This is a genomic window from Mesorhizobium sp. M1050, assembly GCF_040318715.1.
Lineage (GTDB): Bacteria > Pseudomonadota > Alphaproteobacteria > Rhizobiales > Rhizobiaceae > Mesorhizobium.
Genome location: NZ_JAMYMV010000020.1, coordinates 36,890 through 51,734 on the forward strand (window position 1 = coordinate 36,890; position 14,845 = coordinate 51,734).

Genomic DNA, 14,845 nt, shown 5'->3' on the forward strand with positions numbered 1-14,845 from the left:
GACCGGTAGCCTGTTCTTCTGCCGCTCACGCATAGACCGGATTACCCGGCCCAGAACCGAAAAAGCTGCGCAGCTTCCCCACGATTGCCGGCATGACCTCGAGCACCCGGTCGATATCCTCTTCGCTGTTGTCCCGCGCCAAGGAGAAGCGGACTGCCGCGTGCGGCGTTTTCATCGCGCTTAGGACATGGCTTGGTTCCAGAGAGCCGGAGGTGCAGGCCGAGCCAGAGGAACACGCGATGCCAATGCGGCTGAGGAGAAGTGGAATTCCATCACTGTCGACATGTTCGAAGGAGATGTTTGCGGTGTTGGGCAACCGTTGCAGGGGATCACCAGTGACACAGGTGCTTGGGATGCGCTGGAGGATCCCGCCCTCCAGACGATCGCGGAGCGACTTTACCCGTGTGGTCTCGTCGTCCATGAATTTCAAGGCGAGTTCGGCCGCCGTCCCGAGCCCGGCTATGCCGGGCGTATTCTCGGTGCCGGCACGCCGGTTGTGTTCTTGGTGGCCCCCCTTGATCAGCGATTGGAAGTTCACGCCACGTTTTACGAAAAGCGCACCGATCCCTTTCGGCCCGTGCAGCTTGTGGCCGGAGAGCGACAGCATGTCGATTGAGGTCGACTTCAGGTCCATCGGAAGCTTGCCGACCGCCTGCACAGCATCGGTATGGAATAGGGCGCCCACTTCCTTGGCCAACTCGGCAAGCCTGGCCACGGGGAAGATCACACCAGTCTCGTTGTTCGCCCACATTATGGAAACGATTGCCACCTGTGGGGTGAGGGCGGCCATATAGGCGTCGAGGTCGAGCCGGCCACGGCAATCCACCGGGATCCTGTGCACCTTGACGCGGCGGGTCTTCTCAAGATGCGCGCAAAGCGTCAGCACGGCGGGATGCTCGACTGCGGACGTAACGATCTCGGTTCGGTTGGGCGCCGCCTCGAGCGCTGAAAGAAGCGCTGCATTGTCGCTTTCTGTCCCACCCGAGGTGAAGGTGATCTCATCGTCGAACTCCGCGCCGATCAGCGCTTGCAACTGCCTCCGCGCCTTTCTCACCGCCGCACTGACTGAGGCGCCAAGAGCGTGCGCCGACGAAGGGTTGGCGAATTGATCCCTAAAGAACGGCAACATCGCTTGCAGGACCGCAGGATCGACCCGTGTGGTTGCGTTGTTGTCGAGGTAGACAGGCTTCATAGGTGCGATCCTCAGTTGACCAGAATGACGCGGCGCGGACCGACTCGTTGAGCCTCTGGCGCATGCCGTTAATGATAATGGGCCTGAACTGGCAGCCCGCGCAGACGCCCGGAGTGTTTGACGCAGACCGGATCTCCGTCGAGATGGACATGTTCGCAGTGGCCGCCGTCAGCCCGCAGGTAAGGACGCCCGAACGCGATAACGTTATCGATGAGCCGAATTTGGCACAGCAGCGCGATTTGTCCGCAAGCAGCTCGGGTGACACCAGGACCCGAGCTGTTTCGGGAGGCGGCGTTCTTTGCACCCTACCGGAAGCGAATGGCGGTCCCGAGATCCGTTTTCCTTGTTCTTTAGGACGGGGACATCTGTCGTGCCGGCCATATAAGTCTCCTCTGCCGCAAAATGAGTCCGACGGCCGCATAGGCGCTTCGGGCGTTTAACTGAAGGACTTGCCGCAGCCGCACTTCTCGCGCGCATTGGGGTTATCGAAGACAAAGCCGGAAGATTCGAGCCCGGTGAGGAAGTCAACGGTCATGCCGGCGACATGTGGTTGGGAGCCCGCGTCCACGAACAGCTTGATCCCATTTGTGCCAGTGATCGCGTCGCCCTCGCGCGACACGCTCTCCAGGCCCATTAAGTATTTGAAGCCGGCGCAGCCGCCGGCCTCGACCATGATGCGAAAACCTTCCGCCGGCTCGCTGGCGCGGGAAAGAGCAGTCTTGAAGGCGGCAACAGCGTTGTCGGTGAGCGTAATCATGGCTCCATTCTCCTCAGTCCGGGACCTGCTTGCGCATCACGTCGCATGCACCGTGCCAAAGCAAAAAAAACGTTTCAACACAGCGCGGCATCTCTGACACTGCCGTGCTTCTTGTGAGTGCATTGCTGCGAAGCTGTCGGCCAACCGACACGTACTGTCGGGTTTGTCGGGTCCGCCACGAGGGATGTTGGGCCTGAGTTCTTGGTTGAACTCACATCACCAAATACAGAACTTCTTCTGAGCTTGCTTCGGCGCAATTGGCACGGTTTTTGAGGCTCCGTTTGGCGAGGCGGCAAGAGCATGCCGATCCACAATCATGCCGTGGGTGCCCTCGCGATGGATGGGGCGAAGCAAGGGAGCAACATGTCAGGACCGGGTCAGATACGCCTCGCTTGGCAAAGCAGCGCCGCCCGTGGCATCCGAATGCCCGCTTGGCCGATTGCGACAACACCCACACTCGCTCACCACCGCCCAGTAGCCGCCGACCGGCTCAACGGGATGCCATCGGCATGTGCCTGCTCGCCGGTTTTCGCGCGGGTGCGACGCCGTGTGCACGCTGTCCAGCGACACTTTGTTCATGGGCCAGCAGCAGATCAAGGGCGAGCATTACGGCCGCCCTATCGGCTGAAGATTCCCCGGCAGGGCAGCTGATCCTTACACGTAGGTAGAACTAGGGGTAAGACATGGACCAGCGCGAGAAACCGTCGCCGGACGAAATACGCTGGGCGTGCGAAGACAATCCGAAAATCCGGGAGCATGATCTCGCCGCTCGATTGGGCATTTCGGAAGCCGAATTGGTCGCGGCGCATTGTGGTCACGGCGCGGTGCGCATCGAGCCGCGCGTCGATGATCTGCTGACCGGCCTCGAAGCGGTCGGCGAGCTGATGGCGCTCACCCGCAACGAAAGTGCCGTGCACCAAAAGATCGGCGTCTACGAAAAAGTGGTCACCGGCAACCAGCATGCCATGGTGCTCGGCGACGACATCGACCTGCGCATCTTCCCGAAAGCGTGGGCGTATGGCTTCGCCGTCGAGAAGCGCGAGGGAGCCGAGATCCGCCGCAGCCTGCAATTCTTTGATGCCGCCGGCGAGGCGATGCACAAAGTACATCTCAGGCCCGCCTCGAACCTGCACGCCTATCAGGATCTGACGGCAGAGCTCGTATCCTCCGACCAGGAGCCGATCATATCGGTCGAAGCGGGCGGTGCGCGCGATAACGCAGCGAGTCCAGACCAAGCCGCCACGGCTGACGACCTACGCGAGCACTGGAGCCGGCTGAGCGACGTGCATCAGTTCTACCATATGTTGAAGACACTGAAGCTCAGCCGCTGCCAGGCAATGCGTATGGCCGACGAAGATTACGCTTGGCTGCTCAACAATGATGCCGTTGGCGCCCTGTTCCAACAGGCGGCCGAAGACGAGATGCCTATCATGTGCTTTGTCGGCAATCGTGGTTGCATCCAGATCCATTCCGGCCCGATCAAGTCGGTCAAGCAGATCGGGCCGCGGATCAATGTGCTCGACGAGACCTTCCATCTGCATCTGAGGACCCATCACATCCGCGAGGTCTGGGCCGTGCGCAAGCCGACGAGGGACGGTCACGTCACGTCCATTGAAGCCTATGGCGCCGACGGCAAGATGATCATCCAGTTCTTCGGCACGCGCAAGGAAGGCGAACGCGAGCGCAGCGACTGGCGGTTTCTGGCCGAGAGTCTGCCACGCATTCCCGGTCCGAGCGACAGGGATGTATAGAGTGCCGACAGGCCCTCGGATTGAACCGGCCGCCATAGGACTCGGCACCACGTTCCGACAGCGGCTCGCGAGGAAACATAGCTCCATGTGCGATAGAGCTTGCCGTCGTAGCGCATACGCACGGTTAGGTGTGCACGCCGGAATTGACCGCGTCGATACAGGCAGGCTCGTCGTCGGCCGGACCGCTGCGCACGAGTACATCGCCATCTGACCGGAAATCCTTGCAGTGGCTGCGAGCGATACAACGCATACGCCATCAGCGCCGAACCGAAGCGCGGCTCGACCTTGTTGATAATTTCGATCATCGCGCGCAAGCGCCGTCGGGTCTTGTCGGATCGCACCCCGGCCCTTGCGCTGATCGCGTCGTTGCGCAATCCGGGCCGTACGAGCGATCTCCTCGCTTGTCGACCGGAACGCTGTGCAGCAGCAGCCAGGCCGAACAGCCCGATGTCGCGGACTCGACAAAACCGACCGTGGATGTCGGTTGTCGGACGTTGTCCTAAGAATGATGGACAGGTGATCATCAACTTAGCGGCGGCGGGCCCAGTGCAGGCTGGCATCGCTTGGGGCAGCGCCATCGGTACGCCTATCCGGCACGCGACTTGCTTCGACAATTTGATCAGCAGGGCATCAGCAGTGCGTCACGGAGCTCAGCGGTGATTGACCAGCCTCTCAACCCTAACGGGGATAAGCGGCGGCTTTGCTTCATGACCGCAGCGCGGCGGAGATGCCCCTTCTGACTTCGCAACCGATCTCATCCGCTGGTGCAGGTGGGCTGTATCGGGCGACAGAATGTAGAAGGCGCCCAACAAGAGACGTGCCCATGCTGAAAGTCGACTTTATGAACAGCGGTGCAATCTCAATCGAGCCATGAACGCCAATGTAGAGAAAGCAAAAATGGCGACCAACCCCGTTCCAGATCATGTCCCGCCCGAATTGGTGAGGGATTTCAGCCTGTTTACGTCCCCAGGGATGTCACCGACGCCCAACGGGGATCCACACGCAGCTGTCGCTTGCGTACATGACGGGCCTCCGATCTTTTATTCCCGCTACAACACGCAAGATGGCCGGGGTACCTGGGTCATCACCCGTGCCGCGGACCAGCGCAAGGTGCTGCAGGACGCAGAGACCTTTTCCAGCCATCGCAGCATCTTCTCCTCCATACTAGGGGAAAACTGGCCGATGATCCCGCTTGAACTGGATCCGCCTGCCCATGGCGTCTTTCGATCTCTACTCAATCCGCTGCTTTCGCCAAAGCGGGTGATGGCTTTGGAACCGGCTGTCCGCGAACGGGCGGTCGAGCTGATCGAAAGGATCGCCGCGTCGGGCACAAGCTGCGACGTGATGAAGGATTTTGCATTTCCTTTCGCGGTGAGCATCTTCCTGCGCTTTCTGGGGCTGTCGGATGACCGGCTCGATACATTCGTCGGCTGGGGAAAAGATCTGCTCCACGGCGACGATAAGGAACGACCTGTGGCTGCCCGGACAATCGTGGCATTCATCGACGAACTTGCAGCCATGCGCCGCCAGGAGGCGGTTGACGATTTCATGACCTTTATCGTGCAGGCACAGGTCGAGGGCCGCCGGCTGACGGACACCCAAGTCCGCGGCATCGGCGTGCTTGTCTTCGTCGCTGGGCTCGACACGGTCGCAGCAGCTATAGGCTTTGACTTGGCGTACCTCGCGCGCAACCTCAAAGATCAGCAATTGCTGCGGAGCGAACCGGACCGAATCCCGCTCGCAACCGAAGAATTGCTGCGGGCCTATCCGCCCATTCAGTTGATCCGCGTGGCTACGAAAGATATCGACTTCGAAGGCGCGCCGATCCGGAAGGGGGACTATGTTTCCTGCGCCACGATGATTGCCAATCGTGACCCGGCGGAATTCGAATGCCCCAACACGATCGATTTGGAGCGGGAGGACAACCGCCACGCAGCGTTTGGCTATGGTCCCCACCGTTGCCTTGGCTCACACCTTGCCCGGCGGGAGATTGTCATTGGCCTGGAGGAGTGGCTGGCGCGCATCCCGGCTTTCAGGATCAAGCAGGGTACGGCACCGATAACCTCTGGCGGCCATGTGTTCGGGATCGAAAATTTGATCCTGGACTGGTCTTAGGCCCGCCCCGAGCCGGGGCACAGACAATGGAGGCAGCGCCATGCGCATCATCGTCCAAAAGGCCAAATGCCAGGGTCACGCGCGATGCGCGGCGCAAGCGCCGGACATCTTCAAGCTTGATGACGAAGGCTATATCCTGCCTGGTGACATTGAAGTTGCGGAAGGGGAGGAACTGCCTGCATCGCGAGGCGCGCGATCGTGTCCTGAACGTGCGCTGGAACTCACTCGCTGACGCTCTGAATCAGTCGTCATTCAACCGTGAGTCTGGCGGCTTGAACCATGTGGCCGCACTCAGCACGCGACCTCTGTCCCGCACGGTTCACGTCCAACTCTGCGGGGGCATTTCCCGCGCCTGTGTTCCCCGTGAGGCGCAAACGGCAGGGCCGGGGTTCGCGAAACGCCTCCTTCCAATCACAGAATTTGCGACAGAGCCGAGTAGACCAGACCCGAAAATTGCCGAACTACTCGACCGCGAGGCGATCCGCGACTGCGTATACCCGAAGAACTGCCCGACCCATGTTGCGGCAGGCCGGGTCTCTGCATGAATTGATAGGACAAACCAGGAGAACGCACCATATTTGATCAACATTATGCCCGGCTCAGCACCGGCCAATCGCCGCAGATCGAGCTGGAGAGGAGGTTCGACCAGCATGTGCTTGCCTGTGTGCTTTCACGTGCGCTCGAGGAGATCGAGGCCGGCGAGGCGACGGCGACGGAGGCAACCGGACTCTCGCGCGCCGAGCTGCGCGATGTCCTGGCCCGCTGTTTGCCTGCTTTTCCTATCAACGCGTTTGCCTTGAAAGAGGTGAGCGAGCCCGAGCCGGATCCGGAGGAAGAACTTCTGCATGGACTGCTGCTGGCGCATGCCCGACCTGGCGACCCGACGAGCGCCCGCTTCGCCAGGATCATCGCCCGGCGTGCCATGCGCAATGACCACCTCTGGCAGGACCTTGGCCTTTTTAATCGAACCGACCTCGGCCGCCTGCTCGCCTCGCATTTTCCGACGCTGGCGGCCGGCAACACCCAAAACATGAAATGGAAGAAATACTTTTACCGCAAGCTCTGCGAGGCCGAAGGTTTTTCGCTGTGCAGCGCCCCCAGTTGCCGGGACTGCAATGATGTCGAAAGCTGCTTCGGCCCAGATGAAGGCGAAAGCCGGCTCACACGGACCAAGGTCGGCATCGCGTCGGATTGAGAGCCGCTTTCGTCAGTCGTACAGCGTCAGCGCTCGCGCAGCGCCATATGTCTGTTGTCAAATCGCGACGGACGCCCTCGTTGAGACGGCCCTTTCGGGAGCGATAGCCCTCTTTTCGGCCTCCTGGGCAAGATGGCCTGCGAAATGGCCCCTGCGGCTAGCAAGGCATCATAAATAGCTGCGCCCAGCAGAACCAGTCGCCAAGAACGACGGTACTGGCCATGTGGACGGGTATATCGAAGCGTCCATTGTTGAGGTCAGCATTAGACCTGGTGACGCCAGACTTCGATCGGTTTTCAGCGGGCGGATAAGAAAGGCGCTCGAAAACAAGGCGACTTTCGACCTGAACTGGAAATTGCAAAGCTGCAAGCCCAGTTGGAGCAGCAGTTGGCCCGGTTGAAGGATGCAGAAAAGCTGGCGATCAAGCTGAAGACTAATTCTGTTGGCCTCAAATCAATCAACGTCGCCGACGAAGCAATCGAGGTCGTAGCCGGTTTGACGGCGGAGTCGGCACTCTAGTGCCAGCCAAATAGGGCGCGCGCTCCTGCTAGTGCGCAAACGCCTCTGGGGTCGATTTCATCAGCTCATTGGCGTGACCTTCAGCTCCTTCGCCATACAAGCCCGGCGGAGAAGAGTGTGCTGCCTGGCCTACTCATTCGCGCAGGCCCGCTTGCCACGGCAGCTATCGTTGTCATTTTTACATCAGACGATCGTCTCGTGAGCGGTGGACCGCAGAGTTGCGAAGACGCAGTTGCTCTTTGCTTCTACTGTGCATAGAAGCCATTTGTGTTCGGGCAGAGGTATAAAAATCTGGGTGCGGGTGCTGTGGGAACAAAATTCGAAAAGCTAAATAAACTGCGAGAGTCTCTGCTAGCGGCAAATCACGATTTCCGCGCCAGCACCCAATTGTTCAATAGCTTGGATGTCGCGAAAATTGATCGCGAAATGGATCTTGGAGATCGCGGAAAGCAGCGGGGCGAGGCGAACCAACCTCCGAAGGCGGCCAAGAATTTCGACGACGTTGAGCATGCAGTCATCGAGAGGGTCGAAGACGAAAAAAAGGCGGTACACCACACCCTCGAGGATAGCCTGCAGCTTCTCTCCGGACGTTTGGCGGGCCTCGACTTTGAAGAGCAATTTGGTCTGATTCGACAGGCGAACGCCGCCAGTGTTTCTGATTTCAAGGCCTCGATCGCGGTAGGTCTGGACGAACTTCACGGATTGCGAAAATCGCTCAACGACGCGGAGAAGGAGCACGCCTGGTTCAAACAGAAGCACGGGCTTGTCCGCGCCGTGAGGATTCAGCACGGAGCAGCCTACGTTTTCCGAATTTCCTTGCTGGTTTTCCTGTTTCTCATTGAAACGGCAATGAACGGAAATTTCCTTGCCAAGGGAAATGAACAGGGATTCTTTGGCGGGCTCCTCGAAGCCGCCGCGTTCTCGTTTTTGAACATCGGCGCCGCACTGCTGTTCGCAATATTCTGTGCACGCCTGGTGACTCACAGATCGATTTTTGTGAAGTTGATCGGCGCGCTGTCGATAGTGGCCTATGTTGGCTTGGCGCTGACCATAAACCTAGCGCTTGCGCATTACCGCGAAGTCAGCGGATCCTTTGTAGACGGCGCCGGCGTCGAGGTCGTGCGCAGCATGCTCGCCAATCCGGCCGGCCTTATGGACGTAAAATCCTGGCTTCTGTTCGGCATCGGTCTCATGTTTTCGATCTTTGCGTTTATCGACGGCTGGCTCGTGCTCGACCCTTACCCGGGCTATGCGGGTGTTGAGAACAGATTGGTCGCTCGCAGGGAAGACTACATCGAGCGCAAGAGCGAGCTGATCGAGGCTCTGCAAGAGGTGCGAGACGAGCACAACGAAAAGGTTGAGGACATCGTTAAGCGGCTGGGGAGCAGACGCAGGGAGCATCGGGCGATCCTCGATCATCGGTCGAGGCTGCTGACGCTCTTTGCGCAGCATCAAGACCAGCTGGAGCGAGCCTGCAACCAGCTTCTCTCAAAGTACAGGGAGGCCAATATCCAGGCCCGCACAGAACCATCGCCAAAACATTTTGCCACGCCCTACAGACTTGAGCGCATAAAGCCCCTGATATCGTCCGACGATGAATGGAGCGATAAGGACCTGGGCGCCTCAATTCGTGACGCGCAGGAAGAACTAAACGCTCAGGTGCGGCTCATAGGGCTGGAATGCGAGCGCGGGATCGAACAGTACCGAGATCTCGACAAGCTTCATCCGGATAGCGTGAATGGCTAGGCGGGGTCGCAGAAGAAAGAAAGGCAGTGGCGGCACAATTGTCGCAGCAGCCGGATTGGCCGTGCTGTCGGCTGTGCTGCTGGCCGGCTTTGTTTGGATGTGGTCGAGATCCGGGAAGGACCAAATCGACACCAGCACGAATTGCCCGTTGAACGGACCTGTGAGCCTGACAGCGGTCTTGATCGACGCCACCGACCCGATTTCGCCGATAACCATGGCGGATCTGAAGAATGAATTCCGCAAGACCATTGGGCGCGTCGAGCCTGGCGGCTACCTGAAGATATTGACGCTGGGCGCTACGCCCGGCGACCTGACTGTGATGTTTGATGGATGCAATCCTGGCGATGGCTCGACGGTCGACAGCTGGACGAACAATCCGTCTCGGCGGCAGAAAAAATGGGAAGATGCGTTCGCAGACCCTTTGACGAACCTTCCCGACCAGATTCCCAATGGAGAATCCGCGAGCCAATCTCCGATCATGGCCGGAATTCAGAAAATCAAACTGTCGCTATTCGATAGCGGTTTGGCGAAACAGGGTAGCGCAAAGCATTTGGTTGTCGCCTCCGACATGATGGAGCATACAGCGCTTTATTCGCAGTATCGATCGGGGCTCGATTACCAGAAATACCTCGATAGCGCCGCCGATCGTACCTACGGGACGTCACTCGATGGGGTGGACGTTACAATTCTCTATGTCGACCGGGCAAAGAAGCCATTCAAGTCGCTTGATCATGCCGAGTTCTGGACGCAATGGGTCCAAAGCCATCATGGCGAGTTTCAAAAGCTGGTAGGGTTGGAAGGGTTAAACTGATGGCCAAGAAGCGAGGAGAGTCTTTCTTGGGACATCCGAGCCTGCCCCTTGTCGTCTTTGCGACGCTAACCCTGGGTGGCTGCGTGTTCATCGCAATAGCCAAGTTGTCGGGCGTAGACCCGATAATGGCGGCGAGCGCACCGGTGTGCCTGATGCTCATCTATCTTGCCGCGTCCGTCTTCACCGGCAAGCTACGGCTCCACGATGAGCAAACTGGCGACAATCTCTACTACATGGGTTTCCTGTTTACGTTGACGAGTCTCGGCGTATCGCTGTTTCAGTTTGGTTCCGAAGGATCCACCGACACAATCGTGAGGAACTTTGGGATCGCGGTGACGTCGACGATCACGGGCATTGCGCTGCGGATCTTTTACAATCAGATGCGCCGCGATCCTGCCGACATCGAACGGACGGCCAGGCACGAACTCGCGGATATGACGCGTCGTGTAAGAGCTGAGATGGAAAGTGTAACCAGGGAATTCGCTGACTTTCGCCGCGTCAGCAATCAGATGTTGGAGGAGGGTTTTGCCGAAATTGCCGTTCAAGCGGAGCGGAACGGAGAGCACATAAGATCGGCGCTGGATAAAATCGCGATGGAATCGATCAAACCGGTTCAAGAGGCTTCGGGAAAGCTCAGTAACGCTTTGAGCGATAATTTTGGGCAGATCGAAAGTCAGTTCTCGTCGATCGCACAGCGCGTCGAGGCGGCAGCCGATCTGCTCGACAAAGCCAACAGCTCGATGTCCTCGTCAGTTGGCAGACTGGGTGAACAGGCCGACAGCGTAGCCACCAAGTTGGAGAAGGTTGTCGTCCCTGATGAAGTCCTTAAGAACGATCTGGCGCCGATGGTGAAACTCCTTGGCAGCGCTGTCACCCAGTATGCTGTCAAAACAGAGACGGCTTCGCAGGAACAGCAAGCCCGCATGGCAGCCATCGTTGATGCTGTGGCTAAAGTGGCGGCAGGTGTGGAAAGGGCTGTGGCAGCCGCAGAGCAAACAGCGGAGAGCGTCCAAGCGCAACAGCGCTTGACCCAGGCGCTTGCCGCAGTGGTGCAAAAGCAAAGCAACGACACCGGAGACCTTGCCGCAACCCTGGCAGGAAGAACCCCTCACGCGCCGAGGCCTGCTCCCCCTCTCAACGCTCCTATCGCGATCGAACAGCCACTGGCAGGTCTGGCCGCAAATGACACCGTCGAGAGCGCACCGATTAGGGTCGAGCCTGAGCCCCAACCAGACGCTTTCCAATCTCTGGGGAGCGAGCCTCCCGCAGAACGAACGGAACCGCCTAAGCGAACCAGTTGGTGGGGCAGGTGAGTGACGCTGGCGGGACTTCGGTCGCCTTCGAGCGCAAGGGTTACGGCCGCGGTTTGATACTGGGCCTGACGATGGCCGAGACGATGCTGCTTTTGGTGTTCTGCCTGCTGCTAGCAGCCGGTGCTATCATCATGAAAAACCAGAAAGAGACCGATGAGGCACTGCGAGCCGCTCAATCAGACAAGGAAAACGTGCAGAGGCTCGAAGCCGAAAACAAGCGGCTTCTGGCTCAGATAAAAGCGGTGTTTCGGCCCGCGAGCGGAGGAACCGTTCCCGATGAAGAATGGCGCGAGCTGGTCCTGGCCAAGGATGCTGTTAAGTCGGTCAAGGAAGCAGGTATTTCCCTAGAGGACGTCGTGCGAAATGCCCCTGTCGCGAAGGTCCTTGCGAACAACGACATAAGCGCTGATCAGGCTAAGGCCATGATAGATGCGGCGAGGGTCTTGAAGGAATTTGGTTACATCGGCCCCGACAAAGGGCTGCAGGATCTGACTGACGCGCTCAAGAAGGCTGCAGAGCAGACGCAAGCAGCAAAACCTCACGATTGGCCGCCGATAATTAGTCTTAGCGAACTGGATGGCTATAATTTCGATACCGGAAGCGCAGAGCTTTCGGATCCGTTCAAAGCAAAGTTGCGCGATCTTGCGAAGACAATCGCCGGCACTGCGACCTCGTACGGTGTCGACGTGATTGAGGTGATTGGGCACACGGACGAACAGGCAATGGCGGGCGAATCCTCCAACATGGACAAGGGGCTGCAACCGGTCTTGTCAGGGAAAGTGGAAATCGGCTCACTCCATCCCGCCGACAATGCCGGCCTTGGGCTGGCGCGCGCGATTTCAGTTACGAGTGTGCTCAGTGACATGCCCGCATTAAAGGGGTTTACGATTTTGCCGATGTCAGGTGGTCAGCTCATCCTGCCCGGCGATCATCTCACCGACGGAGCGCAGATGGGCGATGTGAGGGCTCGAAGACGCATTGAGATAAGGGTGAGGCAGCGATCAAAATTGGCGCCGGTTGGTGGCGCCAAACCATCAATGGCGGACAAAACACTGGCGCCTTAGCCGGTACGGCAGTTGAGTTGGGGGGATTGGGCTATGGGGTTTTACGTTCGAAAATCGATCAGTGCGGGACCATTCCGCTTTAACTTTTCGTCCGGTGGGGTTGGCGCTTCCGTTGGCGTGAAGGGCCTCCGCATCGGCACTGGGCCAAGAGGTCACTACATCCACGCCGGCGTCGGTGGGCTCTACTATCGTGGCACTTTAGGCAAGGCCAGCGCGAAGAAGGTAGTTCAGCTCTCTCAAACCCCATCTGTGCCGCAACCCCGTCCACAATCCTCGCCCCCGGAATACGTCTCTGACGGCGTCGTGATGAGAGAAATCGAGTCCCGCGATGTGGTGGAGATGCGTGATGAGACATTTGCCAATGTGCTCGATGAAATCAATGCCAGGCAATCGCAGACGCGGCTGTCCGTAGCACTCGCGGTTTTGTTCGGGATTGCAGGTTTCCTTGTGGGGACCAAGCTCGGAGGTGCCGCACCGGTGCTGGGCATCGGTGCCTTTGTGCCGGGTATGCTCATTGGCAAATGGTTTGACAGTTACCGCCGGGTGAGCGTGCTCTATTACGATCTGGAAAAAGACGCGGAGGCCGCCTACGGGCGACTTGTCGGCGCGTTCGAAACTCTCACCGGCTGCGCAGGGAGATGGCATGTCGCTGCCGGCGGCAAGATAGAGGATCTGACGGCTTGGAAGCGAAATGCCGGGGCAAGCATGCTGGTCGACAAAAAGCCCACGACACTTACAAGCTCCTTGCCGAAGGTTGTACGCAGCAACGTTACTCCGCCTTCAATCCATGTGGGTCGGCAGGTGCTCTTCTTCATGCCTGACCTAGTGCTGGTGAAGGACGGAAACCGATACGGCGCAGTCGGATATGCCGATCTGCAGACCCAATTCGCCCCGAGTAATTTTATCGAGACCGGCAAAGTTCCATCTGATGCGGAGATCGTGAGCTACACCTGGGCTCACCCAAACAAAAACGGCGGGCCTGACAAGCGCTTCAAAGACAATCGGCAGATCCCTGTATGCCGCTACGAAGCGTTGCGGTTTTCTAGCCCGTCCGGACTTAACGAGCTGGTGGAATTTTCCAAGACAAACGTCAGCCAGCCCTTTTGCCAGGCTCTATCGGCACTCGCGCAATTGCATCGAAGCTCCGACCGCCAATCCATAACGCTAAATGCGCACACTAGGGAGTGATGGTTGGGGATGGGCTCAAAGCGTGAGCCCAGGTCAGCAAACGCCTTCGCACGGAATCCCATCGCTATCTCGATCCAACTTGCTCCCCCATGAGCAGTTGGCGAGATACCAACGCGCTTCTTCGCAAGATGAAATCTGCGTGCACAAGCGGCGAGGTTGGCATGAGTAGCTCTGTGCTACTTGGCGACGGCTGACAAGCCCAAGGGGGCTTTTGGTTGGGCTCGCAGATTCGGCATGTTGTTCGCGCCAATCCCAAGGGTTGTCAAACGTCCCAATCCAGATTCCAACCTTTGCGGTTTCAGCATTAGTTTGCTGTTGCGCATAGGCGCCGTGGCTATAGCGGGGCCAGTCCAAGGCTCGGCCATGTTCGACCATCCAGGACGCGACGCTGACACCGTCCGCGCGCCGACAATCACCGACGAAGCGACGGTACCGATCCCATGAAACAAATGTGCATTGGACAGGCTGCGAAGCCGCAAGGAAATTCGCCAATGCTTCGGCCGCCTGGCGCCCGCAGGGGTATTGATGTGCGCTAGCGTCATTGCAGTATTGGCGGCTTTCGGGTGCATCGATGCCGTTGAAGCGGACGCGCTGCCCGTGGATCTCTATCGTGTCTCCATCAATCACCGATGCTATGCCTACAATCGCCGCCCGTCTCGACCCGGTCGAGTTTGCTATATCGAGACCACGTAACTGGTCGCCCGAGCCTGTAAAATAGTGGGTCGCGTAAGCAGCCAAGGCCACCACGATCACCAGGATCAGAGGCAAGCGCACATCTGGAGAGAAACGTCTGCGGACGATTGGTTCCGCGCCGCGCCTTGGTCGCGCGCGGCGACGATGAGAATAGCGATTGTTATTCAATTTCCGATCCTTTGCGAAACGCAAGCTGCATGATTTGTAACGTGCCTCTGCACCATTCGTAGGCGCCTTTTTCGCTGGCGCTGGTTTGCCTTGTAGTTCGGCGCTTTGAACACCATGGTGCCTTCGCAGATCAGCCCGAAGTCACGACTTTGTAGTTACCTTTTCCGTAAACACGACCATCTTTCCGCGCTGGAGCCTACAAGTTTTCTCGGAATGAAATTAGGAGGCCGATTCAAAAAGAAGTCGGCTTGTGCGCTAGTTGGTCGTGGCCGGCGAGGCGGATGCCAGAGCTGCCAACACCTCGTCCACAGGTATGATGGCATTTTGTCCGAA

General features: G+C 58.5%; 14 protein-coding genes. 11 read left to right on the forward strand and 3 right to left on the reverse strand.

Going from position 1 to position 14,845, the window contains the following annotated elements:
- Positions 1 to 25: 25 nt before the first annotated feature.
- Both nifS and NKH57_RS13855 read right to left on the reverse strand, forming a co-directional pair.
- A complete protein-coding gene (gene nifS / locus NKH57_RS13850) occupies positions 26 to 1,192 on the reverse strand; it encodes a cysteine desulfurase NifS (RefSeq protein WP_352944826.1) in 1,167 nt (388 codons plus the stop codon).
- A 436-nt stretch (positions 1,193 to 1,628) separates the two neighbouring features.
- The gene (locus NKH57_RS13855; protein WP_023766895.1) at positions 1,629 to 1,949 is read right to left on the reverse strand and encodes a HesB/IscA family protein; all 321 of its coding nucleotides are present in this window, start codon (positions 1,947 to 1,949) and stop codon (positions 1,629 to 1,631) included.
- Between the two features lie 683 nt (positions 1,950 to 2,632).
- On the opposite strand from NKH57_RS13855, the gene NKH57_RS13860 reads away from it, so the two are divergent.
- The 11 genes from NKH57_RS13860 (at position 2,633) to NKH57_RS13910 (ending at position 13,651) form a co-directional block, all read left to right on the forward strand.
- Positions 2,633 to 3,700, forward strand: coding sequence for a hemin-degrading factor (locus tag NKH57_RS13860; protein WP_352944828.1), 1,068 nt, complete (start codon positions 2,633 to 2,635; stop codon positions 3,698 to 3,700).
- Between the two features lie 897 nt (positions 3,701 to 4,597).
- Positions 4,598 to 5,815, forward strand: a complete 1,218-nt coding sequence (locus NKH57_RS13865) for a cytochrome P450 (RefSeq protein WP_352944880.1) — start codon at positions 4,598 to 4,600, stop codon at positions 5,813 to 5,815.
- 40 nt (positions 5,816 to 5,855) lie between these two features.
- Positions 5,856 to 6,047, forward strand: coding sequence for a ferredoxin (locus NKH57_RS13870; RefSeq protein WP_352752948.1), 192 nt, complete (start codon positions 5,856 to 5,858; stop codon positions 6,045 to 6,047).
- A 342-nt stretch (positions 6,048 to 6,389) separates the two neighbouring features.
- Positions 6,390 to 7,010, forward strand: coding sequence for a nitrogen fixation protein NifQ (locus NKH57_RS13875; RefSeq protein WP_502907289.1), 621 nt, complete (start codon positions 6,390 to 6,392; stop codon positions 7,008 to 7,010).
- A 387-nt stretch (positions 7,011 to 7,397) separates the two neighbouring features.
- Positions 7,398 to 7,529 (forward strand): hypothetical protein, encoded by a 132-nt coding sequence (locus NKH57_RS13880; RefSeq protein WP_352944830.1) that lies wholly within the window; start codon positions 7,398 to 7,400, stop codon positions 7,527 to 7,529.
- A 267-nt stretch (positions 7,530 to 7,796) separates the two neighbouring features.
- Complete coding sequence (locus tag NKH57_RS13885) at positions 7,797 to 9,275, forward strand: hypothetical protein (protein WP_352944832.1); 1,479 nt, start codon at positions 7,797 to 7,799, stop codon at positions 9,273 to 9,275.
- A gap of 26 nt (positions 9,276 to 9,301) precedes the next feature.
- On the forward strand, positions 9,302 to 9,427 hold the full coding sequence (locus tag NKH57_RS13890) for a hypothetical protein (RefSeq protein ID WP_352944834.1): 126 nt from the start codon (positions 9,302 to 9,304) through the stop codon (positions 9,425 to 9,427).
- Between the two features lie 26 nt (positions 9,428 to 9,453).
- Positions 9,454 to 10,086, forward strand: a complete 633-nt coding sequence (locus NKH57_RS13895; RefSeq protein WP_352944836.1) for a hypothetical protein — start codon at positions 9,454 to 9,456, stop codon at positions 10,084 to 10,086.
- Positions 10,086 to 11,399 (forward strand): hypothetical protein, encoded by a 1,314-nt coding sequence (locus NKH57_RS13900; RefSeq protein WP_352944838.1) that lies wholly within the window; start codon positions 10,086 to 10,088, stop codon positions 11,397 to 11,399. Before NKH57_RS13895 ends, NKH57_RS13900 begins: the two co-directional genes overlap by 1 nt.
- Positions 11,396 to 12,463 carry an OmpA family protein gene (locus NKH57_RS13905; RefSeq protein ID WP_352944840.1) on the forward strand — a complete coding sequence of 356 codons (1,068 nt, stop codon included), beginning with the start codon at positions 11,396 to 11,398 and terminating at the stop codon, positions 12,461 to 12,463. Before NKH57_RS13900 ends, NKH57_RS13905 begins: the two co-directional genes overlap by 4 nt.
- Before the next feature lie 33 nt (positions 12,464 to 12,496).
- Positions 12,497 to 13,651 carry a DUF4236 domain-containing protein gene (locus tag NKH57_RS13910; protein WP_352944842.1) on the forward strand — a complete coding sequence of 385 codons (1,155 nt, stop codon included), beginning with the start codon at positions 12,497 to 12,499 and terminating at the stop codon, positions 13,649 to 13,651.
- A 33-nt stretch (positions 13,652 to 13,684) separates the two neighbouring features.
- Here the strand turns inward: NKH57_RS13910 and NKH57_RS13915 are convergent, their stop codons facing one another.
- Positions 13,685 to 14,512 carry a thermonuclease family protein gene (locus NKH57_RS13915; RefSeq protein ID WP_352944844.1) on the reverse strand — a complete coding sequence of 276 codons (828 nt, stop codon included), beginning with the start codon at positions 14,510 to 14,512 and terminating at the stop codon, positions 13,685 to 13,687.
- Positions 14,513 to 14,845: the final 333 nt, after the last annotated feature.

What these genes read in the sequence shown, in the direction of transcription:
- NKH57_RS13900 (WP_352944838.1), top strand. Translation starts at nt 10,086, where the DNA reads ATGGCCAAGAAGCGAGGAGAGTCTTTCTTGGGACATCCGAGCCTGCCC.
- NKH57_RS13860 (WP_352944828.1), top strand. Translation starts at nt 2,633, where the DNA reads ATGGACCAGCGCGAGAAACCGTCGCCGGACGAAATACGCTGGGCGTGC.
- nifS (WP_352944826.1), bottom strand. Translation starts at nt 1,192, where the DNA reads ATGAAGCCTGTCTACCTCGACAACAACGCAACCACACGGGTCGATCCT.
- NKH57_RS13865 (WP_352944880.1), top strand. Translation starts at nt 4,598, where the DNA reads ATGGCGACCAACCCCGTTCCAGATCATGTCCCGCCCGAATTGGTGAGG.
- NKH57_RS13855 (WP_023766895.1), bottom strand. Translation starts at nt 1,949, where the DNA reads ATGATTACGCTCACCGACAACGCTGTTGCCGCCTTCAAGACTGCTCTT.
- NKH57_RS13910 (WP_352944842.1), top strand. Translation starts at nt 12,497, where the DNA reads ATGGGGTTTTACGTTCGAAAATCGATCAGTGCGGGACCATTCCGCTTT.
- NKH57_RS13870 (WP_352752948.1), top strand. Translation starts at nt 5,856, where the DNA reads ATGCGCATCATCGTCCAAAAGGCCAAATGCCAGGGTCACGCGCGATGC.